Raw genomic sequence first — 23,115 nt, 5'->3', positions numbered from 1 at the left:
GTGGGGAGCAGTTGTTAATCTCAAGATGTAGTCATAAAGTGAAAGGGGTCTTCTGATCAGGAGCTTAGTATTACAAAAAGTAATACATGTAATACTAATTTAGTAAGGTCACTAAATTACTAATAAGATGGTACGCCCCACCCACACGCTAAACTCAACATTGTTAGGCGTAGCTAAATAAAGGTGACCATCATGACTACTATTCGCGTTATCGGTATCGATTTAGGAAAAAATACATTTCATCTTATCGGCCATGATTATTCAGGTAGAGAAGTCTTCAGGAAGAAGCTTAACAGACAATAACTGCTTCAATTATTATCGGTCCATGAACCAGTTATTGTCGCGATGGAAGCTTGTGGTGGCGCTCATTGGCTAGCGAGAAGGTGTGAGTCGTATGGGCATCAAGTTAAATTGGTGCCTGCTCAGTATGTTAAACCTTACGTAAAAACAAACAAAAAATAACTTCATCGACGCTGACGCAATTGCAGAAGCGTCAATGCGTCCAAATATGCGTTTTGTTTCTCCAAAAAGCGAATTAGCTCAAGTATGTACTGTTGTTCGAAAAATCAGAGCAGGTTATATCAAGGAAAGAACAGCGTATATGAATAGAGTCGGTTCTATTCTTCTAGAGTTTGGCATAAGTTTTCCGAGAGGACATCACAACATGAAGAACTTATTTCAGTATTTAGCCGACAATAAAGAACCGATTCCACCAATGTTAATTTTGGAGCTTAGAGAACAATTAGATCATTACAATCAATTGAATGTATGGGTTAAAGACCAGGAAAAGAAGTTAGAAAACTTGCTGAAAGACGATGAATTGTTATCTCTGTTACAAAGTGTTCCTGGGATTGGGCCAATGACCGCATCTTGTTGCTTGTCTGCTGTTGGAAATCCCAACGACTTTGCTAATGGTCGTAATTTTGCAGCTTGGATTGGTTTAACGCCACATCAATATTCTACTGGTGGAAAATCAAGAATGCTCGGAATATCGAAACGAGGAAACAAAGAACTTAGAGAGTTATTTGTCCATGCAGTGCAGCTAGGGCTGTTATCTGGATAGATGGGACGGCGGAACGTTACTTTGGCTCTTGGCTCATTGATCTGAAGCGACGCAAGCCATTCAATTATAGATAAGATGGCTCATTTTTATGATCACTCTGAGCTGAAGGTTTTTTTCTCGTGTTTAGCTGCTTCTAGTTGGTAGCCGCTTTGGTCTTTCTCTTTTTATTGCAGTACTGCAATCAGAGCCATATATCCCCCTTAGTTAGACTCACCATCATCAAACGCAATGTGATGCTCACCATCAGTATTATGAAGAATTACCAGATCGACACTATTTGCAAAACCTTGTTCAATTAGTGTTTCATCTGGCAATTCAGATAAGGCCGCTTTTAGCTCGCCTATTGTTTTAGCGTTTTTAAAGCGCTCTCCGTTATTAAATTTCAGCATAAACTTCCCCCCCCTAATAGCTAGCGGCAAGTTTTTGCACTAATTGAGTTTGAAGCTCTATATTTTTCTTTACGCTTGTAATTGTCTTTAAAATATCCATAGCCTTTGCGTCTCTAACCTGTTCTATACTTTCATTGTTGCCCATGTAGTTTGCTGAATGATCAATCGCTTTGTCATATTCACGTTCAAGATATTGTAAACTGTTAATTAGCTTTGTTAGGTTTTGATTCGCTGCATTAAGCTCAGTAGCCTTATCACTCATTAGAATTCCTCTTGTTCATTATGTGATGTTTATCGGGTAAGCCAATAGTGACACGAATTACTCCTCACCCAGTTCAGTTAATTGCTTAAGCTTTTTATCTAGTGCATTTTTACCCAAAGAAAAGACAACTTTTACTGCTTCATTAGGCCCAGCATCCGAAAATGCTGATTTTAGTTGTTCAATAACACCTGGTTTGGTTAAGTCTGAAGCAAACTGATGTCCTTGAGCAGTTAGCCTGAGAGGAATTATGCTAATTATGAAGCCAGCACCAGTTCTTCTAAAACCTATCCCTTCTTTTTTGGTCAATGCTGATTCTATACACCCTTGGTCTGCTAGTATTTCGAGATGGAAGACAAGTTTGTCTATAGCTGCTTCATCGTCATTAGGCCACAACGCTTTGAAAGGCTCAGTGCTAAGTGAGAAGTCACCTGTTTCATTGTCTAGTACCAGCTTCAAAAAATTGTTGAGATACTCGTAATCAATCCGCATCATTTCTCCTTTAACGTGCTAATTCGTATTCTTTTATTAGGCTATCCAGAGGAATTTTAAGCCCTTTATTTAGCTTACGAATCATAGCGATAGATAAACGTCTTTGACGACTCAGAATTTCCGTTACACGACTACGTTGACCGAGGAACGGCACTAGGTCTTTGTCTTCTAAACCCTGCTGTTCCATACGAAATTTGATTGCTTCAATCGGGTCAGGCGCATCAATGGGATAATGTTCCTCTTCAAAGGTATGTACTAGGGTTGCTAATACTTCTAACTCATCACCCTCTACTGTATTAGGCTCAGAGTCCCAAAGTTGCTCGATACGCTCTAAAGCTAGGCGGTTATCTTCAACTGTCTTGATTGGTTTAATGTTCATTTCAAACCTCTATACTGTTGTTGCGTCTACTTTGTCATACTCAGCATGAGTACCAACAAATCTTACATAGACCATTGAAAACTTATAATTAATCGCAGCAATTAATCTATATTTGTTGCCGTGAATATTAAAAATAACACGATTATTTCCAACGAAAGATGCATTTCGATAAAGTTCTTTTATGTCCTGTGGAGTCTGCCAATTTGCATGTTTAGCTTCGTCATACCACACCGTCAATGCTGGTTCAGCGTCCGCATATTTAGGTTGTTCCCAAAACTCGCGTAAGGTCGATCTTGATAAAATTCGCATTACATCCTCTTTTCTATGTTTCCCATTATGGGAACGCATTTAAATCAAGTCAATATTTATTTTCCCTTTATGGGAAATAACTTAAGTATCAATAGCTAGAAAGCTAATTCAAAAGCCTTAGTCATTTGCTTTTCACTTACATCGATGTAATCAAGGGTAACATTCAAATTTCTTGGCGAATGACCTAGAACCTTACCTATTGCCTCAATTTCTACACCGCGCTTATTCAATGTTGTTGCCAAGCTTCTACGGCCTGAATGTAACTAGCCCCATACAGTCCAGTTCGGGCGTATACGGAACGCATTAGAGCCTCAAGGGTGTCATTATTGAAATATACACGCTCTGAACCGTCACACATGATCTTTGTCTTGGCTTTCAAACAATAGGCGGCACCCTTGCTCGACAATATAAGCTTACTTTTAGGGTTAAGTCCTCTGTATTGAGTTGAGTTCGTCAATGCACCAAGTCGCTTCTCAATTCGATACTCAAGATAATTCGACAGTATCTCTATCGTTCGGTGGCTAAACCAAACCGAACGAGGACGACAACCTTTAGTAATTATCGCTCTCAAATAAACTTCTTCTTTTATTTTTCCGCTTTTGGTCATTACATCTTCAACCGTTAACAATGTCAGTTCTGTAACTCTTAGACCGCTGTAGGACAGAGAAAGGATAGCTCTTTTCTGAATGGGGTTGCTCATCAATAAACAGGCTTCTAATGCTCTATTCATTTCAGATTTGGAAAGGGAGCGGGCTTTTGGCATGAACTTACCTCTGGAATTATCTAGAAATAGTGGCGAGGGGAAAATTCCACACACTCAGCTTAGACCGTGTATTTGATAGCTTACCATGCCTTGAATAAGACTTTCGGGGGAAATAGATTTAGACGAATATTCTGCAAGGTGCTCGTTCAATGTCGCAAAAGTGGCCTTGACCTAGCAAGCCGGTGATTATTTTATGCTGCTAGTAAGGCCCTGCAGAACCATAATTACAGAACAATCTAAACTCTCTATTTATTATCCGCTTGTTTACTTATCCACCGTTTACGTGGATAACTCAGGGATAAAAATTGCAGATCTGCAAATTGTTTATTTTAAATCACGCTCGATTTTTGTTGCTATAAGCACAGCTTGTCAAAAAAAACTGAGCAAACAAGCCAAGGGCGCGTTAGGCTTTTCTTGGGGCTGCACCCCAAACCCTGCGGATCGATTTTTGGCCAACATGGTGAAACGATGTAGTCGCAAAACACGATTATTATCTAAACATGATCTTTTGGTGGGTAGAGGGCGATTGAGTGAATATTGCGTTTAATGGTAAAGTCAACATGCCCCAATAAAGACACAGGCTCACTATGCTTAAGCCCCGCTCCATTCACGCCCAGTTAATCGAAATGATGTGCGACCACTGCAACAAAGGGATGTTTCGATTTGATACCGCTCGCCCCGTTCTCAGTAAACCCAATTTGCAATACCCGCATCGATGCAGCCATTGCCGCCAGGAGGTGTACATAGCCAAACGCTATCCACTCATCGCCTACGGCAATGAAGAGTGGGTATTAAACAAATATCTGGTGCGCCCCTCTACGATTAAAACCGAATGACCGTATTCATATCAAAATCAATCGTCAGCAGCTTGGTATAAATCTCAGTGCTTTCCATTCTCGAATGCCCCAAATACAACTGAATGCGTTTAATGTGAATACCATGAAGCAAACAATGCACCGCGAACGAGTGACGTAAACTGCGGGGGGTGAGTTCAATCAACAACTTTACGGGCGACTCACTGGCGGCGTTGGCCGCGTCTATTTTTTTAAACCACTGACGAGCGGTTTCCGCGCTCATGGGTTTGGATTTGTCTCGAACACTGCCAAAAATTGGCAATTTTTTATTACTGCAATGAGTGACAAGGTAACGCTTTAAGGTATTAGTGAAATCGGGATCAAACAGCGGAACGGTACGCACCAAGTTTTTCGCGGGTCGCCCCGATGTGGCTGTTCGTTGGTGCTTGAGGGTTTTTAATCGTATTAACGTCTGTCTTGCGCCCCCTTGCGGGTGAACTATCTCCGTCAAATCGTTTGGACACACGGCCAACAGTTCGTTGATCCGCGCACCAGTGTTCCACAGCAAGAGCAGCAACATGCGTTGATGTTCGTTAATGGTTGGCAAGTTCGCCAGGGCGCGAAGCTGCGGTGCTAAAAAATATTTCGGCCAATCCATATCCTGATATCGGCTAAGCACTTGTTCACGGTAGGCCATTTGATAATGAAAATCGACATCGGGAACCAAAGGAGAGTGACTGTGCAAGATTGAAAGGGGATGCATCGAGGCGGCTCCTTGAAATAACAATGCTCTTTAGTGTACCGATTTAGGACTTGCCTCACTAAAGATCTTTTTCACATTTATAGACCTTTCTTTTTCCGTTTATTTCCAGAAATACCAACAGAGCAGGATAATTTTCTGTTGGCGGTTTTCCCGCTTTCCCTATATCTAGTGCCTAATTCCGCTGATTCGGCTACTAGATGTAGTGATTTGAACCCCTAATGCGCATCTGCGAGTCTACGGGGAAAAACAGATCAACATTTGTAATAACACTGAACCTTCTAAAGAATAAGCGCCCAAAATAACAAAGCCCCGTATACATTAACGGGGCTTCGCCTTATAAAAGCAGGTATCCAGAGCACCATTACCGGACAAGGCCGCGACCTACTTCTAGGTTGTGGAGTGTCATACGAATGTATGTCTGTTGCACTCTATGGGTGGAATATAAAATATCAACACCTCTCTTAATGTGACACATATCAACCTATGTGGGGTTTAAGTACCAATGGAACAGAAAACAAGGTTAAGAGGGTTAAACATTTGTATTTGAGATAAAAAACGCGTCTCTGAGAAGGCGTTAGTTTCTTTCTATTGATTTTTCAGCCTTTAAATAAGCGTCATTTCTTTCACGCTTTCCAATGGCAAGAACCAGGACAATCAACTCGCCCTCTTCAACCTTGTATATAAGTCTATATCCAGAGGTTCTTAGCTTTATTTTATAACAACCTGATAGCTTTCCTCTTAATGCTGAGCCTTCTATATGAGGATGACTTAGTAGCTCCCTCAACTTTGCTTTGAATTGGGATTTGACTGGCTCATGTAGTTTGTCAAAAGCTTTTTTCGCTTTTCTGTCAAACTTGAGCTTATAAGTCATTGATATCAACCTCTATGAAGTCATCACGGTTGATAGCATCTTCTGCCATTATCATAAGCTGGTTGTTCTCCAACTCTTCAACCATGCTTTCAAAGAGATCACATGGTATAGCGTAGAAAGCAGGCTTGTTTCTATTAAGAATTGCCACTGGTGCACCATTAGCTTCTTCTATTACACCCATTGGATCTGCTTTTAATTGAGTAATACCAGCACTAATATCAGTGAGAATCGTATTTGTCATGCTCATAATACCAACCTTAATAAAGTTTTTTAAAAGATATTTACTAGTCTGATTGTAGATTTCTAAGGAAAAACTGTAAAGTACTTTAGAAGTGATCCTGCCTTAACCAGTTAATTAGAAAGGACTAGGCTTTATAAGTAATGGTTTTCTTATAGCGACAAGCCGCTTGTTGGAAATACTGATTCATTGGGCGTGGTTCGTCTAACGCATCTAAAAAGTTAAGAGCATCTTTTCGACTAAGTTTTATGTTCAAACATGGATAACCATACAACCTCAACGGTTTATCACGTAACTCTTTGGTTTGATGGTTCATATGAGTACTGGCTTTCTCATTATTTATAATAGTTGTCATAATTTTGCGGTTAAATACGGTTTTATTCAATGAGTTTTTTTGCTGCGCAAAAATGCTCGTTGAATGCCAGTGCGACTCTTTTTGTATTTTCTGTATAGTTCTGTGCTCGATGAAAGAGGACATTACCATTACGTATCCACAAAAATCGACTAACCCCATTAGAAGTGATTACAGTGCGATTTAGCGCTAGATTCAAGCATACCCTCTCCCCTCTCTTGCTAGGCCGGAGCGAAGCGACACTCTAAACGTTTTTCAAATTAGGAACTTTGCCTATCGGCAATTTGCTTTAGCAAATAAGCACCGATAGCACTGTGATTCACAATCGGCTTTATCGATTGTGGCATTCATGTAATTCATAAGAACAAATAATTTATTATTTGTTTTATATACTTATAACTAGATCTCTACTTATGTAATAAGTACTAAAAAAGACAATCCATACGATAAATTCATTTTATTGATCCATTCTGAAAATTACTGACTTAGATATGGAACCCAATGACAGTTATAAGTACAAATTGGTGACCTTATTGTGTGTTTTTCTTAAACCCTGCCTACAGAAAGTTGACTTAAATCAATTTATTGTATTTGTGATTTATTTTACGTATGCAAAAACCACCGCTAATAAGCAGTGTAAGCCTCTTTACGCATATCTAATGCAACATACTATCGTGATAATTTTGTGGTAATGGGGCTGGATAGGATTTCCCTATGGCTGGCCTACGGGTTACTAATCCTCGTCTAAAGACCATCCATACGTTAGATAGATTGTTCTCGACTCGCTTTATAATTGATCGGTTTTGTGACAATGCCGCTTCACTGCCTGCTTTCTTGCTCAGTGTTGACGCTATCATCCTAAAGAATTTATCTTGGAAGGCTTTACATGCAGCAACGGACCTAACTTTAAGTGTTTTTGTTAGCGTTCCTGTGGTTTCATCCAGATCTATATCTTCATCACTAAGTCTAACTTCATCTAATATAAAACACTCAGCTAGTTTTAAGTGCTTTATAGCCCTATCCCAACGTCCAGGCGTGATTGTTTCACCAAAAACCAATGGATAGTAAGTATCTCTTAATCGTTCGTGTGATACTCCAACCATCTCTTTTTCTTCACACATGCCTATAAAACCATGCTGGGCTTCGGTAAATAACATTAAAACAGCTGAGACTTTGCATAACGTAATACGCTGTTTTTTCTGCAACCCTTTTATCTCAGATTTACAATGAAGCAAGTCATTAAAGCACTTTTTGTTGTAATAAGGATTCTCAATGAAATTGTTTAATGATCGTAAGTAGATCAAATGCCACGCTTGAAACATTTTCAGATTGGCATACTGTCCATAGCCACGCTTTTTCTCTCGTTTCACTTTTTTATTGAAATGAGCTAAACGATCATCAATTTGTGACTTGGTTAAAATCTTGTCTGGTACGTACTTTTTCCCTTTACGACAAGGGATAATTCGAGAAGTGGTTTTACCTTCACTGTTTACATTTTTAGCTGAAGAAGATGAACAAAAATCACTCATACCCTCTCCCCTTTATAAACAGGTTAGAAGGTAACGATATGAACAAAACTATGATTAAAAGGATCTGCATCGTATATTCGTAAGCACGAATTTAACTTGTAAAAGCCCTTCACACTTACTACAATACCAAGGTAAAGAGAAAGTGCTTGCTCTAAATACTAAGGACTGCTAGGCAATCTTTAGGTATAAAGGACTCAAGTTAAATCGTTACATAACGACCTCCTTTCTTTTTTTGTTTTGTATACCGCTCCAACGGTAAACATTCATTACCTGACATTTTTCTTTTGGTGTACGCCAATACACTGAAAAAAAAGAAAGCCAAGACTCCTTTAAAGAGGCTTGGCTTTTTTCTTTCAAAACCTTTCTGTCATCATCAGTTCCAATAAAATCAATGACCATACTAAATATTTTTTGAAGGGAAGCACTCTCTTTTTCCTCTAGCTGACCAGCAAAAGGAACCATTTGGATTAGGATATTAAGAGTGTTGTTAGAATTAGGTAAGATCATGGTGCATACTTTTCCAATTTGAAGACACCAGACGAACACAATAGTTCTTTTGGAAAAGTCTATGGAAGAATATGCATTTATATAAACTGGCTCTTGCTGAACCGATTGGACGTGTGATCATTTTCATTTTCTCATCGAATTAAAAGTTGTCTGGGGTCTCAAGCCAAACATGTGTCTCTCAATGTACAGAAAGATCACTAAAAGATCAAGATGTTGATTTTAAGATACAAAAAAGCCGCTCACGATGAATAAGCGGCTTTCTTGCGAATGCTATGTAGTCAGATTGAGAGTCCGACACACTCTAGTTTTGAAAAATACACTACATAGAAAACTATGTAGTAGCGTGCTATGTAATGCACTTTAGTATCAAAACTTACGTTCAATTATACACTATGACTTATTTTTTTAAAGCACAAAAAACACTACTATACAAAAGATAATCAATCAATACTTTTGTATTTGAGCAACAACCTGCCCTACAACTTTAATAGAGTTTTTACTATAAAATATTTCTTCTGGAGGATAGTTGGGGTTATAACTCTTTAATCGCAACCCATTGGGAATACTCTCTAGTACCTTAATCCTAAATAGCTCATCATGATCAACTAAATACACCCTTCCATCACTAACAATTTTTACATCCGTATTTATAAACACGATAGTTCCATCATGGAATACTGGATTCATTGAATCTCCATGAATTCGAACCGCTATAGTAGCATCTGGATTTGTTATATATGACTTGTCTATTGAAAACGATTCGTAAAGTTCACCTTCACGAACACGCCTTCCTTCAGCAAATTGTTCCACTCTAGAATAGAAAGGAACAGTAGCTTGCTCTCTTGTCTGCTGAATAGGCATTGCATCATGTATCAGAACATCTATTGATACATTGAACAACTCAGATAGCATGAGAAGACTTTTTCCCTTCGGTTTAGATGTATCGATCTCCCATTTAGAAACGGTAACGGGAGCAACACCAATTTCTCGTGCTAAATCAGCTTGAGATAGTGAGCGTTGTTTTCTAAGAACCTGAATTTTCTGACCAACTGTATAGGTAGGCATTTCATATTATAAAAAGTATGTGTGTTGTTAACATCCTCTCAAAAGAGAGCAATACTTTCTTATTTCTTATCAATACAAATGTATTGATTGAAACTAAGCCATATTGTATATTAATAACACTGTTCAAAAGAACATACGTTATACCGAAAGACCAAGGGGCATGCGTGACAAAGAAAGAAACCGTAAGCATCAACTTTGAGTTAGATCCGGTAGTAAATAAACAGTTAATAACTGATAGCAAAAAGCATGGCCGCTCGAAAAAACAAGAAGCCAGGTTTGCGCTAAACGCTTGGTATCTGATGCCAGATACAGAACGTGAAAAATGGATACAAAAGGTAAAAATGAGCGTTTAAGCTCAATTTTTACGCCTTAAAAAGTCCTACTTTAGAAGTTAAATAGGACTTGATAGTTCTTTAATAATTTGGCCATGGCTATAGACCACTTCTCCTTAACGTTGATAAACGTAAAGTGTGAACTATTAGGTCTATTAAAACGAATGCCCAAAATAATTCGTTAACCACGCCCCACGCACAGCAAGCGAGGCAGGGGTATTGGATTCGCCCGACCAATGAAAGTGATAGGGCCAATTAAAACAAGACATAAGTCACAAAAATGAAAATAATACAACTTATTGAAACAATGTCTCAAAAATAAGAAAAATCTCATAAACACTTGAAAAGTTGAAATATATAATTTCCACATTGTCTTTTTTGAATGCAAATCACATTACCAGCGCAATCAATTGCACTATTGCGCGTTGGCCGCGCTTTTATTACATTCGCGTAAAATAAGTCCGATAAATGGGCTATTAAAAAAAATAAACCCAATAAATGGGTCGTAAAAAACGTCTAGGTTGGCTCTTTAAAATTTCTTCAGGTATCACCCTATCATGCTTACCTATTAGGCATTATTGCAGGTAAGATCTATCTTGATTCCACAAAATGATACCATTCCGCATATAAAGAACTCGCCAACGAACTGAATTCACAGTAATTTTCCTTGAATTTTCATTCGGACAGAATAACTACTTTAAGGCGCTTTAATCGAGTCCGTCTCAACTCACTAAAGTCAATTAATCACATTCTGTTCATTATCCTAACGCAAGACTTCATATTCCAAAGCTCATCATCCTTATGGTGAGCTTTGCTTTCTTGCGGCTCAGCTTAGAGTAAATGCACCTTAATAATTTGGCCATGGCTATAGATCCCTTCTCCTTAACGTTGATAAACGTAAAGCGTGAACTACTAGATCTATTAAAACGAATGCCCAAAATAATTCGTTAACCACGCCCCACGCACAGCAAGCGTGGCAGGGGTTCTGGATGTTCGACCAGATGAAAGTGATAGAACATATATCGTTGGTAAGGAACATAAAATGCTGGAAAAAAACACAAGTCATCAGCTGTCATCCTCTCATGAGGATCGACTATTAATAAGTATCTATCGCAATAGATTAAAACGCTGCGGCGTAACTCCGAAACAAATTAAACATTTGTTAAAAGTAAAATCTCTCAGCGAACTAAAAGAAATAGCGAAACAGTTGAAACCGCAAATTACAGGCGCTTACTCAAATCCTGAATTAATCCAAAAACAGGATTCGCAAGATTGGCTTTTAAATTTAGATACGAGAGCTTGTCGCGTAAGAAGCAAAAGACCATCAGGCAAGAATCGACACTTATGTTGCAGCAGAAAACGAAGCAAGGTAGATAAAGCTTTGTTAGCAAGCGAATTCATCTCCAGAGATTTTGACCCATTAAGACATCTCGGTTATCTAGATGATCATGCGAAAGACACGTTAATAGAAAAAACTATCGAACACCACCTAACTAATAGCCATGGTTCAAAAGAAAGAAGTGAAACACACTAACCTTTCATAATATTGCTACACCCCCCTCTTATTTAAATCAATACCCCATACCCATTTCTTAAGCAGCAGCGTTTATACGTTGCCGTTAATTCATATCAACCTTAATTTAGGGAAACATCATAATGAACAAACAAAATCAACTCGGAAAAGCATTCACTCTTGCAGCTCTTGCTACTATTTTCGTTACCCAACCCGCTTTAGCCGCAGATATTTTTGGGGCAGGTAAAGCAATAATAAAAGACACCGCTGGAACAGGCTCCACAATTGAAACCGCAATGCTAGGAACAGGTTTGGCAGGGGCGGCTGTCACAGGCTTTATGACTCGAAATTGGTTTGGAGCCGTTGGCGGGTTCGCAGCAGGGAATATACTATGGAAAGTAGGCGCACCTATGGTTGGGCTGGCATAAATGGAGAATCCCGAACTATTTTTTAGCATCCCCAGACACATGAATAAGGGCAAACGCATCGCGGGTTTTCCACGGGACGAAGTTCTTCCAGCCGCAATCTTATTCCTTTTTTGTTTTTGGCAAAGTCAATCCATACCAGGATTGATATTGGGGTTTGCATGGTTCGGGAGCCTTCGGTATCTCAAAGTGACGTATGGCGAAAATATTATTGCTCTTACGTTTTATTGGTGGACTGAAGGCTTACTGAGCCGGACTTACTTTACAAGAACGCCCTCATCCGAGAAGCGCTACTGGATATTCTAAGGAGAAAACACTTTGGATTCCTTTCTTACAGTTGAACGACTACAACTTAAAAGCTTATTGAACGCTTTACTCTTAATTGGTTTCATAGCCATGCTCCTAACTAATATTGCACTAGGTTGGGGCATGTATCATGCAGTAAATAGCAAAAGCCGCACAGTTGTTCCCCCTCAAATCTCAAAAGCCTTTACCATTTCTGACACAAACATAGATGAATCTTATCTACAGCAGATGTCAGAATACTTCATGCATTTGAGACTTGATGTTACTCCAGCGAGTGTTCATAGAAAATATTCTATTTTATTAGACTATGTAACCGCTGAAGATTGGCCAACAGTCCAACCTAAACTTCTTCGAGAAGCAGAGCATGTCAAATCTCAAAACATTTCAAGCCGATTTGATGTAGATAAGGTTGAAATTGCTCTGGAAGATTTAGAGGTACGATTAACCGGAGTTTTACAAAAACATGTGGGCAGTCGTCCTTTAGCACCTGAAACAGCGACATATCTAGTATCACTAAGATATCAACACGGTGAAATTTCAGTCCCTTCAATCCAACGCATCAAATCTACGGAAACTAAATAATGAAAAAAAGACGTAAACGCCCCATGAACCCACGGGGCGATATTGTTAGTGTTTGAAGTTCCAAGGCAGGAGCGCATCGATATCTGGCTCTGCTTTCGCCAGCTCTTTCATGCACTTGACCATGTAGTCATAGAGGATAAGTCCATTCGCTTTCGCTGTCTCGACGATACTGTAAAGCATCGCGCTCGCGTTAGCACCATTTGGTGTGTTCGAGAACAACCAGTTCTTCCTGCCAATGACCAACGGTTTTATTGCGCGTTCAGCACGGTTATTGTCTATCGATAAGTGACCGTCATCGATATAGCGGATGAGCTTCGGCCATTGGCCGAGCGTGTATTTTATCGCTTTACCCAGTGGGCTAGACTCTATGACTTGTTGGTGAGTCATCCATTCGTAAAGCTCATCCAGTATCGGCTTGGCATACGTTTGACGCTCTGCTTTTCGTTTCTCGGCCGAGGCTCCTTTTAAACGTGATTCTATTCCGTAGAGTTTTTGGATTTTAGCCAGTGCCTTGTCAGCTTTACCTGATTTCCCTTTACCTTGCAGCTTTTTAGCGTCCATGAACTTGCGCCGGGCATGAGCGAGACAGCCTACATTCGTCACTTGATGAAGACCATCATAAGCCGCATAACCATCCGTTTGCAGATAACCATTATAGTCATCTAAGAAGGTCAGCGGGCACGCCCTCGCGCGGCTGTTTTGGTAGTCGTACAAGGCGATGTTTTTCACATTCGGCAACGCCGCTTCTGGCGAGTCAGCACCCGAGCAGTAGAGCCACATGTAACACTGCTTATCTTCTTTGAGGACATTGAGCGGCGTTTCATCCGCCTGAACCACCACTTGTTGAAGTAAGTGCTCTTTTAGGGCGGCATAGAGTGGTTTGAACTTCTCACTCACTTGGATAACCCACCTTGCCATAGTGGTGCGTGACAGTTCGATACCCGACTGGGTAAACAGCGACTCTTGGCGATACAGTGGCATCGCGTATTGGTATTTGCCAAGGATGATATTGGCCAGCAAGCTTTCTGTCGCGAAGCTTTTAGGGATAATGCTTTGCGGCGCTGGCTTTTGAACGATGCGGCTGTTGTCTTCAGTTTGCTCGCACTGACGACAAGCATACTTAGGACGAACATATTCCAGCACTTTGAGTACGGCGGGTGTGAACTCTAGCTTTTCACTGCGGTCTTCACCGATTTTATGCAGACTATGCTTGCAGCAAGCGCACTGTTTTTCATGGTCGTCTAAATCGAGTTCGATAACCTCACAAGGCAAGGTCTTTGGAAGAGGCTTACGCTTACCGCGTTTCTTCGTTGTGGTGGTCGTCACCTCAACCTCTTCTTCCTTAGCGGCTTCACATTCCACTTCGTTGAAGAAGTCACCTTGAGATTCATCGTAAGGTTTTAACGCCTCCGAGCGTTTGGCGAACTGGCGGTCGAAGGCAAGCTTGAGCTGTTCAAGTAGCGATTGTCGCTCTTGTTTCAATCGGCTTTCTGACGCCATCAGCGCTTTCACCATCGCTTGTAGCTCGGCAACATCTTGACTTTCTGGGTTGATATTTGGCGTCTTTTTCATGGCATTTATTATACTAAAATCATGCCGTTAACGCTTGGTGGATAAGGCTTTATTATCGTTTAAGTCATTGTAAAATCGTTTATTCGAACGGGTTTGTGGCCGATAATCGTGAAGCCAGAAAGCAGTCTATCAAGCTCAAATTGACTCAGGATAAACACCTCATTTTTCTCTTTTGTAGGCCACTTATACTTGGCTTTTTCGAGGCGCTTGTACCAAAGCGCAAAGCCTGTTTTATCCCAGTACAACACTTTGATTTTATCGCGCTGTTTATTGGTGAACAGGAACAGTGCGCCGCTTCCCAAGGGCAAGTCGGTGTTACTTTCGATAATTGCCGCAAGGCCATTGATGGACTTTCTAAAATCGACACTTTCACGATAGAGATAAATCTCTGGGGCGCTGAGCATGCGTTTCATGATAGCGCCCCGATGAGCTCTGCGAGATAGGCCGCTGGCGTACCTTGTGGAATACGCAGCTCAACATCATTGACGAGCAGTGTCATATTAGCCGTTGCTATTTGAGATTGATACTTGGTTGTCTTCTCGATGATTTCAGCTTTAACGAAGTGTTGAGAAACCTCAATTTTGTTGAGTTGCTGTCGCTTGGCATAAAACGTCGAAGGGTTGATCTCCTTGAGCTTGCAAAAGGCTAGTATTGACAACGAACTTGATTCAGATTGCTCGATAAGCGTTTGCCATTCTTGGTTAGTGCGTCGCTTTCCCATTTCAAATCTCCTCATAGTTGGAGGCTTGATCTTATTATTCGTGATGAGCGATTAGAATGCGGGGTTTATGACGCGCTTACAAAAAGACTACTTTTTCTGGCTGCTTTAGCTTTTTCCAGCATGGGTAATGCGGAAAATGTCAGTCAGGTTAATTATACCTTCAATGATGGCGATACAATTCCAATCACATTGTCGAGTTTGGATGTTAATCGCCTACGAGTGAAAAACGACCGCATAATGGAAATATCCTGCCCAACAGGGTTTTGCGCTTCAAGTGCAAACCAGCAGGATAAAACTGGCTCTATCAAGCTGAATATCAATATAGCAGCTCCGTTTACAGCCCAGCTATCCACAGAAAAAGGGCGTTTATTCGCCCTTTTTATTACCCCTAAAGCTACACCAGGATTTGTTACTCAATTCACTTATTCCCTCGCCCACCTCGAACAAAAAAGCGTCTTCGAACGAGAGTTTGATTACCCAAGCGCATTAACAGAGTTCACCAAGACAATGATGAAGTGGAAAGAGTATCAAAGCCCTGTCGCTGGGTTTTCTATACATCATGTAGACCCTTCCACTTTACCCCCAAATAATTCCGCATTGCAGATAACACCACAAGTTGTGTTTTCCGGCAAAGATTATTCAGGCGTAATTTACAAGGTAACGAATAATAGCAGTGAAGCTATAGAGCTAACCAACTCCCAGTTTTATAGCTACTCAGCGAGAAGCGCATCACTTGATGACTTCCATTTAGTTCCTGACGCTTCAACCACGCTCTATTTAGTAACAGGAGGAGGAGTCAATGATTATAGATAGATGGCTCGCTCGCTTTAAAGAACCCGTAGGCGATTTTGATGAAGGCGCCAATGTAAATAAAAAAGTCCGCCAACGTAATTCCTTTGTAACACTCATTGTAGTATGTGGGATTGCTATTGGTGGTGTAGCTGGGTGGTGGTATGTAAAACCTGCACCAATAACTGTAACGACAACAGAAAGTAAATCCGTCGATTTCGGTGAGGTTATGGAGGATGGCTTTACTGAAAAGGATAACCAGAGCGCATTAACCCAACAACAGATGGAAATTGATAGTATTCATAAGTCAGTTAAAAGCTTAGAAGGAGGGCTAGAAGGACTAAGTGCCACAATTAAACAAGAGCTTAGCCAAATATCATCAGGGATTGAACGTAACCAGCGTACAGAGCTTGATCAAATGAAAACTGACTGGAAAAACAAACTGGCAGAGCTTGACATTCTTAAAGCGAGACTTAAAGAGCAGTTGAATGAAACGGGCTCGGAAAGTGGCGTACAAGCCACTGCTGTTAACGGCAACGGGACAACATTTGGTGATTATCGATACCCCCCAAAACCTTCAAGTCAAATATCAACTAATAATCCCAATGAAGGAGAATTTTCATACAACAATACTTCTCGCGCCACCGCAGATACTATGGGGTTTGAAACTAGCACCTTTCACTGGAAAGCCTCCGTTGAAGAAGCAAAAGCCAAACGTACAGTAGAAAACTATGTACCGACAGGGACATTTGTTACTGCTGTCGTAACTGGGGGAGCCGATGCTAACGCAGGAGTATCAGGACAAGGCGACACCGCACCTATAGTATTTCAAACGATTAATTCAGGGATTTTACCTAATGGCGAAAAATCGAAGTTAAACAACTGTACTATTACTGGCTCAGTGTACGGAGAGATATCGGCCAGTCGTGGAATAACACGAACAGACCGAATGAGTTGTATTCAACCAGACGGTGACATTCTTGATATTCCGGTGAAAGCGACCGCATTCAACTTTGGTAGAAATGGCATTCGTGGTACGACTATTTTGAAAAATGGGAAAATAATTCAAATGGCGGGAGTGTCTGGAATTTTAACCGGATTAGGAGAAACAGGAACAGCCCTATCTCAAACAACAACACCTACGGCATTAGGACCATCTCAAACGGTTAATGGTGGAGATGCCTTAGTGAACCTACTTGGTAACGCAACATCCAGTGTAGGCAGCAAACTTGCTGAATACTACATTAAGTTAGCGGAACTGTATCACCCTATAGTAGAAGTTAATCCTGGCGCTGTTGTTAACATAGTATTTTTAGAGGGATTCCCTCTTGACCCATTATTAGCGGATGAATACGAAGCCAAGATAGAGCAAGAACAACAAGCTCAGCAAGGCACACCTCAAAACCAATTAATCAATGCCTTAACAAACGCTCCTACGGCAGCTACCAACCAAGTTGTAAATCCTCTAGCAGATAAGCTATCACAACAAGGTATTTCTGCTTCTCAATTCGGGAGCGTTCAGTAAAACTCCACTCCTCAAAAGGAATCGACTATGCCTACTCCGCAAGACGAGTCTGTATTATTTCGCGCCTCATGCTACACATCCCTATTCGATTTTTTAAAAACTGACATTGCAATAGATAAAGGAATAGTGTGCATGTTTCCATATACGCCACTAGATAAGACTTTATCGCGTGACCTGTCAAAAAAAAGAGTGAAATGGATAGAATTTAAAAATACAGAAAAGTTATACCCTCCAAATTATGAACCCAATTTCATTCAAGTTAAAGACCCAAAAGAACTCGTTGAAACTCTTAATATGGACTCTACAGCAAAACATTATTTTTGTGGGTTTAATAAAGATGAACTGACCTATCCACTTAAATATTTTCTAAACAAAACGAAAGCAGAAAGCTTGAGCTTTTCGGATGGCCAATCGCTCTACCCTCCTTTCACATAAATAAAAAGGTAATATTATGTTCAGATTGATACTAACCTTATTTGGTTTTTCTCTGCTAACAGGTTGTGCCGCAGGACTAGATGAAGATTTTAGTTGCGATAAAGTTGGTGGTGTTAAAGGCTGTACTAGCATGAACGAAGTTCGAGATAACATTCATGCTTATACAACAACAGGAAATAGCTACACTACCAAAACAATAGTACAAGAATCCCCTCCAGCGTTCGCAGTACTCCCCCGAAGAGATAGGTTTGGCCATCCTAGTAGGACTCAAGATAACGTCAAGAAAATCACCATTTTCCCTTTTGAATCGCACTCAAAAGAGCATTACATCGATACGCTGGATATTTACTTCATTCTCGATGAAAGTAAATGGTCAGGTAAACCAGTCCAAGCCATTAAGAAGGACTAACCTATGAAACCTTTTTTTTATAACAATGCTGTACATGGTTTAAGTGCAGTGTTCAAAGATGCCAAAAAACACCAAAACCATATACACAGTGAATTACCATATCGAACATTCGATTTCACCGAAGGGGTATTTAAGAATAAATCTTCTAGTGGATTTGGTCTAAAGATAAGTGTTCTTGGTGGAGCAAACGATCAGCTTATTATTTCATTAAATAGTCTTGTTACTACTCTACCGCAAGGAAAAAAATGGAACTATCAATTACAGTTATTTGGCCACAATAGAGTAAGTCATTATATCGATGCTAATAAAAAGGTCATGGCACAACGAGGTGGCATTCTCGAAGAAATGGCAGAAAGAGACGCGCAATATGCTCACTTCTCTGCTAAGCAAGGTTTTTTTCACAATCAGAAAAACAACCACTTTGATCTACGCGATTATGATGCGTATTTCTTTGTTTCTACAACAGAGAAAAAACCTGACGCGTTAAGGGATGTTCGAAGCGAAGTTGAAACAGCTCTCGCTCAGTTAGGCTTCGACATGATTTCGATGACACCAGAAATGTTATTGACTCACGTTAATGATATTGTCAATTTTAATCCGAAATTAGACAGGCCACTAACACAAGAATATAACCCGTTAGACCCGCTAAATATTCAAGCTCTTTCCCCTGACACAGAATGCCTAATGCGCAGGGATCATCTAGCCATGCGGCATACCTCACCAAAAGGAGAAAATATAAACACCCGCATAGTTAGTATGGGATTATCTAAATTGCCTCACGACTTCCGACTATATGGGTTGCCAGAATGCTTTTCGTCCATACGTAATATTTCTCGATCTATTACTTGCCCTCACATGCTCACTCTAAGCTTTCGTTGTGAGCCGACAGGTAAGCAGGAAGCCGACAATAACAAAAAAATCACGGATTTAACGAAAACGGTTGAATCTAAAATGGTATTGCTCGCCCCCACTGCAAAGGACGAACTTAAAGAGCGCAAGGAGATTCAAGAAGGTCTAAACGCAAAAGAGTTTACTATCGCGTCAATGGCTCTAACGTTAACGCTGTTTTCCAATAAAGCACAACAACGTCAGCATGTTCAAGCAGCTAAAAATTCCTTTGAAGGTGCAGGACTCAATATCATCACTTTGAATATGCTTCAGTCCCAATCATTATTATCCGTTCTTCCCTTTATGATGAGCGATGGATTTTGGAATGATGCAAAAAAAGCAGGACGTATCCGCACACTTAAAAGCTCCAACATGGTTAACTTCTTCCCTATGGTGCTTGATTTCAAGCGATTGAAACCAGGCATATTACTACCAACAATGCGCCAGCAAATTTCTTTCTTTGACGCATTTACATGTGGTAGTGACAACCAAAACATAGCCCTCACAGGAGGTTCGGGAGCAGGGAAAAGCTTTATTGTTCAAGAAATAGCGCGATGTGTTTATGCGATGATGGGTAAAGTCTGGATTTTAGATAAAGGAGAAAGTTACAAAAAGCTTACGCTTATGCTTGGCGGCACATACATGACCCATAAGAACATCTATCTAAATCCGTTTACTCATCTGGGAAAGATTGCTGATGGCAGTTCATTCATTGATAATGACGGAGAAGAAGTAAATCCTTTAGCAGAAGCGTTAGACAACATTACAGCGCTGTTTGCTACTATAGCCTCCCCTTATGAGCCACTAACCAATTATCAAACTAATATTCTTGCGGACGCCATTGTTATCGCATGGGGACGAAAAAAGACACAAACATTAGTTGATGATGTTCAATTAGCTCTGTTCGAGAAAGCTAAGGAGTTTAACGATTCTCGGATTCGAGATATTGCAATCCAACTTGAAAAATACTGTTCCGGTAATATTCATGGTGATTTGTTTAACAAACCTTCAATGCTTGACCCTGACGTTCATTTCACCACGCTGGAATTAGATGGCTTCGCTCCCGGAGTACTGCGCAGTGTAATTTTTGCACTGATTGTGACTATCAATCAGCAGATGTACTTATCTGGTAGTCGCTCCACACCGAAGATGTGCATTATCGAAGAAGCATGGAGTTTGCTATCTGGTAGCAACAAACAGGCTCAAGAGTTTATTGAACAAGGCTATCGTACCGCTCGTAAATTTGGCGGTTCTTTCTGCACTGTAACCCAAGGCATTGATGATTTCTTCGCTAATGAAGAAGCGAAGGCGTGTTACAACAACTCTGATATTCACTTCATTCTTCGACAAGGAGAGGGCTTCAATAAATATCTCGCACAAAATCCAGATGCTTTCACCCCACTTGAAAAAGATTTAATCAAGCGGTTTGAAAAATCATCTACAGCGGGTTATAGCAGCGTCAGAGTAAAAGCCGGTGGCCACGTTTCTTACCACCGTTTTTTTGCAGATCCTGTCAAGCGAGCGATGTATTCCACTGAACCAAATGAATATGAGTTTTGTCAAAAACTCGTCGAGCAGGGCGTTCCCCTAGTAAATGCCATACATCAAACCTCAATGCACTTCTATGGAGACCAGATTCGTGAATTTGAAACCCATTTGGCAGCTATGTAGGCAAATAACGTGTTTTATTCTTATCTTATTATCTACCACGGCTAGTTCGAAAGATTTTGGCATCATAGGCAGTACATTCCCAATAGGGGAAGTAGATATGCTGCTTTGGATAGAGCAAAGACTGAAAAACTTTGAAAAGACAGGAAAACTCGCAGATATGCAAACCGAGTTTCAATCCAGAGTACAAAACAAAGTTAACAACCCTACCCCTATCCCGATAGGGACAACAACCAACCCGCAAACCTTCTATGTCAATCCGAGTATGACCTTCCCTGGCAATGTGGTTGACCCTCGCACAAAAAAGGTCATTGCCGCTAATGGACAAACAATTAATCCATTCGATAGCAGCACATGGCCAAAAGAAAGCAGTCAAGCATTTCCGAAGTTTCGCCTGTCAAAAGTACTGCTTTTTTTAGATGCGCGTGACCCAAGGCAAAGAGCGTTTGCCAAGTCATTTACTCATGAACTTCCCATTAAATACATACTTACTGGGGGGAATCTTAACGATACCGCTGAACTGCTCGGAGCGAGGATTTATTTCGCACAGGATGGCTATATCACCAATAAACTACATATCAAACATGTTCCTTCATTGGCCTATCAAGAAGGGACTCGTTGGCGTATTGACGAGTTTGATGTGTCCTCTTATCCAGAGGATGAAAAACCTTCTAATTAACTAAGGGATATTTATGAATAAAGCAAAAACCTTAGATGATGCAAATGCCTTTAAGGTAGATATCACAAACCCATTACAAGCCATAGCATTGTTACTTTGGTTAACCACTGAAGTTGCAACAACAATCCAACTTAATACCCCTTACTATCAGGGTGATTCCCCTTCTGAGCAATTGTTAAAAAACGTCATGTGGTTATCAGAATTTGTGGCCTCGCTTAACAGCCTAAGTCAAACACTGATAACGAATGATTCTGAAACAATTGTTCGTGAAATAGATAATTTAATTTCGTATTGGAATCATTATAGTGAAGAGATTGAAGCAGCAAGGGAGCAGACTCTTGGGGATGAGTTCAGATGGAAGATTGACCAAGGATTGTTAATCTTAACCTCTCTCAAATCCGTTTATGGTTCAACGTTTAGGATGGCATTATGAAGCGCTATCTTATTGTTATACTACTATTGATTAGTAGCCATGCTAATGCTGATGGGGCAGCATGCGTGAGTCGCTTCATCAATCCGATCTCTGATATATGTTGGAGTTGCTTGTTCCCTATGACAATTGGCTCTGCAACTGTTGTTCCCTCTCAATATCCTGACACGAATAATCCAGCGTCCCCTATTTCATTCTGCCCCAAGCCCCCACCAGTGTTCATGCAAATAGGTTTAAATATAGGGTATTGGGAACCTTACGCCCTCACAGACGTTACTCGTGTTCCTTATTGTATGGTCAATATGGGGTTACAAATGGGAGGAGCTAACTCTCAAAAAATGGGTGGCCGAGTTACCGCCAGAGACAGTGATAGTAGTGACGGAGGTTTCTATCAGGCTCATTGGTATAAATACCCTGTTATATGGTGGTTACAGCTAATTCAATCTACTGCATGTATGGCGACTGATAACTTTGACATTGCCTACATGACTGAGATTGACCCTCTTTGGGATGATGATGAGTTATCTCTAGTCTTAAACCCTGAAGCCCTTTTATTTGGAAATTTAATCGCGCAAATGGCATGCGTCCCTGAAGCTATGCTTACCTCTACCAACCAAGCCTTACCAATAGATGCGCTTTTTTGGTGTATGGGTTCTCAAGGAAGTGCCTACCCATTAACTGGAACAACTAATTATCGTGATACCCCTATTCAAGCGGGCACACTAATTATGGAACGCCTTAACTACAAACTTCATAGGCAAGGCATGGTAATGGAAACAAGGGGCGAAGATGGGGCAATTTGCTATCAATACCCAACCCCTATTTTGCCAAAGTCCCGATATCGATACCAAATGTCCGGTCCAATTCCTGATGCTGGTTGGTGTCACCCTTACACCACTACAACCACTATTTGGGAATCAGGTCACGACAACCCCGTTACAGGTGACAATTTTGGCTTCATACAATGGCGAAAGCGCAATTGCGTATTTTTGTAATTATCGAACCTCTTTTCTAATAGAGCTCGCTTTTGGCTGCTATAAGGGCGCAGCTCTTGTAGAGACAAAAGGA

At 40.6% G+C, this 23,115-nt stretch carries 29 protein-coding genes and 1 pseudogene; 14 read left to right on the top strand and 16 right to left on the bottom strand.

All coding sequences use genetic code 11. The features are described 5' to 3' along the window. Nucleotides 1-192: 192 nt before the first annotated feature. Nucleotides 193-1,128, top strand: a pseudogene (locus tag CHJ_RS24080) (IS110 family transposase); the annotation flags it as partial. A gap of 135 nt (nt 1,129-1,263) precedes the next feature. Here the strand turns inward: CHJ_RS24080 and CHJ_RS24075 are convergent. The 13 genes from CHJ_RS24075 to CHJ_RS24015 form a co-directional block, all read right to left on the bottom strand. Continuing rightward, on the bottom strand, nt 1,264-1,452 hold the full coding sequence (locus CHJ_RS24075; protein WP_317919422.1) for a hypothetical protein: 189 nt from the start codon (nt 1,450-1,452) through the stop codon (nt 1,264-1,266). 13 nt (nt 1,453-1,465) lie between these two features. After that, on the bottom strand, nt 1,466-1,714 hold the full coding sequence (locus CHJ_RS24070) for a hypothetical protein (RefSeq protein ID WP_317919421.1): 249 nt from the start codon (nt 1,712-1,714) through the stop codon (nt 1,466-1,468). A 57-nt stretch (nt 1,715-1,771) separates the two neighbouring features. Continuing rightward, nucleotides 1,772-2,206, bottom strand: coding sequence for a hypothetical protein (locus CHJ_RS24065; protein ID WP_317919420.1), 435 nt, complete (start codon nt 2,204-2,206; stop codon nt 1,772-1,774). 7 nt (nt 2,207-2,213) lie between these two features. Then, entirely contained in the window at nt 2,214-2,582 is a 369-nt protein-coding gene (locus CHJ_RS24060; RefSeq protein WP_317919419.1) for a type II toxin-antitoxin system HigA family antitoxin, read from the bottom strand. A gap of 9 nt (nt 2,583-2,591) precedes the next feature. After that, nucleotides 2,592-2,891, bottom strand: a complete 300-nt coding sequence (locus CHJ_RS24055; RefSeq protein ID WP_317919418.1) for a type II toxin-antitoxin system HigB family toxin — start codon at nt 2,889-2,891, stop codon at nt 2,592-2,594. A 226-nt stretch (nt 2,892-3,117) separates the two neighbouring features. Continuing rightward, nucleotides 3,118-3,654 carry a tyrosine-type recombinase/integrase gene (locus tag CHJ_RS24050; RefSeq protein ID WP_317919417.1) on the bottom strand — a complete coding sequence of 179 codons (537 nt, stop codon included), beginning with the start codon at nt 3,652-3,654 and terminating at the stop codon, nt 3,118-3,120. 822 nt (nt 3,655-4,476) lie between these two features. After that, nucleotides 4,477-5,211: a tyrosine-type recombinase/integrase gene (locus CHJ_RS24045; protein ID WP_317919416.1), complete on the bottom strand. Its 735-nt coding sequence runs from the start codon at nt 5,209-5,211 to the stop codon at nt 4,477-4,479. A gap of 574 nt (nt 5,212-5,785) precedes the next feature. Then, entirely contained in the window at nt 5,786-6,082 is a 297-nt protein-coding gene (locus CHJ_RS24040) for a type II toxin-antitoxin system RelE family toxin (RefSeq protein WP_317919415.1), read from the bottom strand. Beyond that, nucleotides 6,072-6,329 (bottom strand): type II toxin-antitoxin system Phd/YefM family antitoxin, encoded by a 258-nt coding sequence (locus tag CHJ_RS24035; RefSeq protein ID WP_317919414.1) that lies wholly within the window; start codon nt 6,327-6,329, stop codon nt 6,072-6,074. Before CHJ_RS24035 ends, CHJ_RS24040 begins: the two co-directional genes overlap by 11 nt. 118 nt (nt 6,330-6,447) lie before the next feature. After that, entirely contained in the window at nt 6,448-6,675 is a 228-nt protein-coding gene (locus CHJ_RS24030) for a hypothetical protein (protein ID WP_317919413.1), read from the bottom strand. Nucleotides 6,676-7,328: 653 nt separating this feature from the next. Further along, nucleotides 7,329-8,201, bottom strand: a complete 873-nt coding sequence (locus tag CHJ_RS24025) for a hypothetical protein (RefSeq protein ID WP_317919412.1) — start codon at nt 8,199-8,201, stop codon at nt 7,329-7,331. A 207-nt stretch (nt 8,202-8,408) separates the two neighbouring features. Then, complete coding sequence (locus CHJ_RS24020; protein ID WP_317919411.1) at nt 8,409-8,708, bottom strand: hypothetical protein; 300 nt, start codon at nt 8,706-8,708, stop codon at nt 8,409-8,411. 444 nt (nt 8,709-9,152) lie between these two features. Further along, complete coding sequence (locus CHJ_RS24015; RefSeq protein WP_317919410.1) at nt 9,153-9,773, bottom strand: XRE family transcriptional regulator; 621 nt, start codon at nt 9,771-9,773, stop codon at nt 9,153-9,155. Nucleotides 9,774-9,937: 164 nt separating this feature from the next. Here CHJ_RS24015 and CHJ_RS24010 point away from each other — a divergent pair, with 164 nt between their 5' ends. The 5 genes from CHJ_RS24010 (at nt 9,938) to traE (ending at nt 12,931) form a co-directional block, all read left to right on the top strand. Next, on the top strand, nt 9,938-10,126 hold the full coding sequence (locus CHJ_RS24010; RefSeq protein ID WP_317919409.1) for a TraY domain-containing protein: 189 nt from the start codon (nt 9,938-9,940) through the stop codon (nt 10,124-10,126). Nucleotides 10,127-11,147: 1,021 nt separating this feature from the next. Then, on the top strand, nt 11,148-11,639 hold the full coding sequence (locus CHJ_RS24005) for a hypothetical protein (RefSeq protein ID WP_317919408.1): 492 nt from the start codon (nt 11,148-11,150) through the stop codon (nt 11,637-11,639). Nucleotides 11,640-11,761: 122 nt separating this feature from the next. Further along, nucleotides 11,762-12,046: a type IV conjugative transfer system pilin TraA gene (traA, locus tag CHJ_RS24000; protein ID WP_317919407.1), complete on the top strand. Its 285-nt coding sequence runs from the start codon at nt 11,762-11,764 to the stop codon at nt 12,044-12,046. Next, nucleotides 12,047-12,349 carry a type IV conjugative transfer system protein TraL gene (gene traL / locus CHJ_RS23995; protein ID WP_317919406.1) on the top strand — a complete coding sequence of 101 codons (303 nt, stop codon included), beginning with the start codon at nt 12,047-12,049 and terminating at the stop codon, nt 12,347-12,349. Between the two features lie 12 nt (nt 12,350-12,361). Then, nucleotides 12,362-12,931 carry a type IV conjugative transfer system protein TraE gene (gene traE, locus CHJ_RS23990; RefSeq protein ID WP_317919405.1) on the top strand — a complete coding sequence of 190 codons (570 nt, stop codon included), beginning with the start codon at nt 12,362-12,364 and terminating at the stop codon, nt 12,929-12,931. A 45-nt stretch (nt 12,932-12,976) separates the two neighbouring features. On the opposite strand, the gene tnpC is transcribed toward traE, so the two are convergent. From tnpC to tnpA, 3 genes are read right to left on the bottom strand one after another with little or no spacing between them, the layout of a single operon-like run. Continuing rightward, nucleotides 12,977-14,503, bottom strand: a complete 1,527-nt coding sequence (gene tnpC, locus CHJ_RS23985; RefSeq protein WP_317918908.1) for an IS66 family transposase — start codon at nt 14,501-14,503, stop codon at nt 12,977-12,979. A 59-nt stretch (nt 14,504-14,562) separates the two neighbouring features. Further along, nucleotides 14,563-14,916, bottom strand: a complete 354-nt coding sequence (gene tnpB, locus CHJ_RS23980; protein ID WP_317918907.1) for an IS66 family insertion sequence element accessory protein TnpB — start codon at nt 14,914-14,916, stop codon at nt 14,563-14,565. Beyond that, nucleotides 14,913-15,224 carry an IS66 family insertion sequence element accessory protein TnpA gene (tnpA, locus tag CHJ_RS23975; protein ID WP_317918906.1) on the bottom strand — a complete coding sequence of 104 codons (312 nt, stop codon included), beginning with the start codon at nt 15,222-15,224 and terminating at the stop codon, nt 14,913-14,915. The genes tnpB and tnpA overlap by 4 nt, the downstream gene beginning before the upstream one ends. A gap of 96 nt (nt 15,225-15,320) precedes the next feature. Here tnpA and traK point away from each other — a divergent pair, with 96 nt between their 5' ends. From traK to traU, 8 genes are read left to right on the top strand one after another with little or no spacing between them, the layout of a single operon-like run. Then, a complete protein-coding gene (traK, locus tag CHJ_RS23970; RefSeq protein ID WP_317919424.1) occupies nt 15,321-16,037 on the top strand; it encodes a type-F conjugative transfer system secretin TraK in 717 nt (238 codons plus the stop codon). Beyond that, on the top strand, nt 16,024-17,538 hold the full coding sequence (locus tag CHJ_RS23965; protein WP_317919404.1) for a TrbI/VirB10 family protein: 1,515 nt from the start codon (nt 16,024-16,026) through the stop codon (nt 17,536-17,538). The genes traK and CHJ_RS23965 overlap by 14 nt, the downstream gene beginning before the upstream one ends. 27 nt (nt 17,539-17,565) lie before the next feature. Continuing rightward, the gene (locus CHJ_RS23960; protein WP_317919403.1) at nt 17,566-17,973 is read left to right on the top strand and encodes a hypothetical protein; all 408 of its coding nucleotides are present in this window, start codon (nt 17,566-17,568) and stop codon (nt 17,971-17,973) included. 16 nt (nt 17,974-17,989) lie between these two features. Next, nucleotides 17,990-18,382 (top strand): type IV conjugative transfer system lipoprotein TraV, encoded by a 393-nt coding sequence (gene traV, locus CHJ_RS23955; RefSeq protein ID WP_317919402.1) that lies wholly within the window; start codon nt 17,990-17,992, stop codon nt 18,380-18,382. 3 nt (nt 18,383-18,385) lie between these two features. Then, complete coding sequence (gene traC, locus CHJ_RS23950; RefSeq protein WP_317919401.1) at nt 18,386-20,941, top strand: type IV secretion system protein TraC; 2,556 nt, start codon at nt 18,386-18,388, stop codon at nt 20,939-20,941. Next, nucleotides 20,865-21,617 carry a type-F conjugative transfer system protein TraW gene (traW, locus tag CHJ_RS23945; protein ID WP_317919400.1) on the top strand — a complete coding sequence of 251 codons (753 nt, stop codon included), beginning with the start codon at nt 20,865-20,867 and terminating at the stop codon, nt 21,615-21,617. The genes traC and traW overlap by 77 nt, the downstream gene beginning before the upstream one ends. A 13-nt stretch (nt 21,618-21,630) precedes the next feature. Continuing rightward, on the top strand, nt 21,631-22,050 hold the full coding sequence (locus tag CHJ_RS23940) for a hypothetical protein (protein WP_317919399.1): 420 nt from the start codon (nt 21,631-21,633) through the stop codon (nt 22,048-22,050). Further along, nucleotides 22,047-23,042 carry a conjugal transfer pilus assembly protein TraU gene (gene traU / locus CHJ_RS23935; protein WP_317919398.1) on the top strand — a complete coding sequence of 332 codons (996 nt, stop codon included), beginning with the start codon at nt 22,047-22,049 and terminating at the stop codon, nt 23,040-23,042. The genes CHJ_RS23940 and traU overlap by 4 nt, the downstream gene beginning before the upstream one ends. Nucleotides 23,043-23,115 lie beyond the last annotated feature (73 nt).

The organism is Vibrio sp. MACH09 (genome assembly GCF_033238805.1).
GTDB lineage: Bacteria > Pseudomonadota > Gammaproteobacteria > Enterobacterales > Vibrionaceae > Vibrio.
This window is presented reverse-complemented; position numbering and strand designations above follow the sequence as displayed.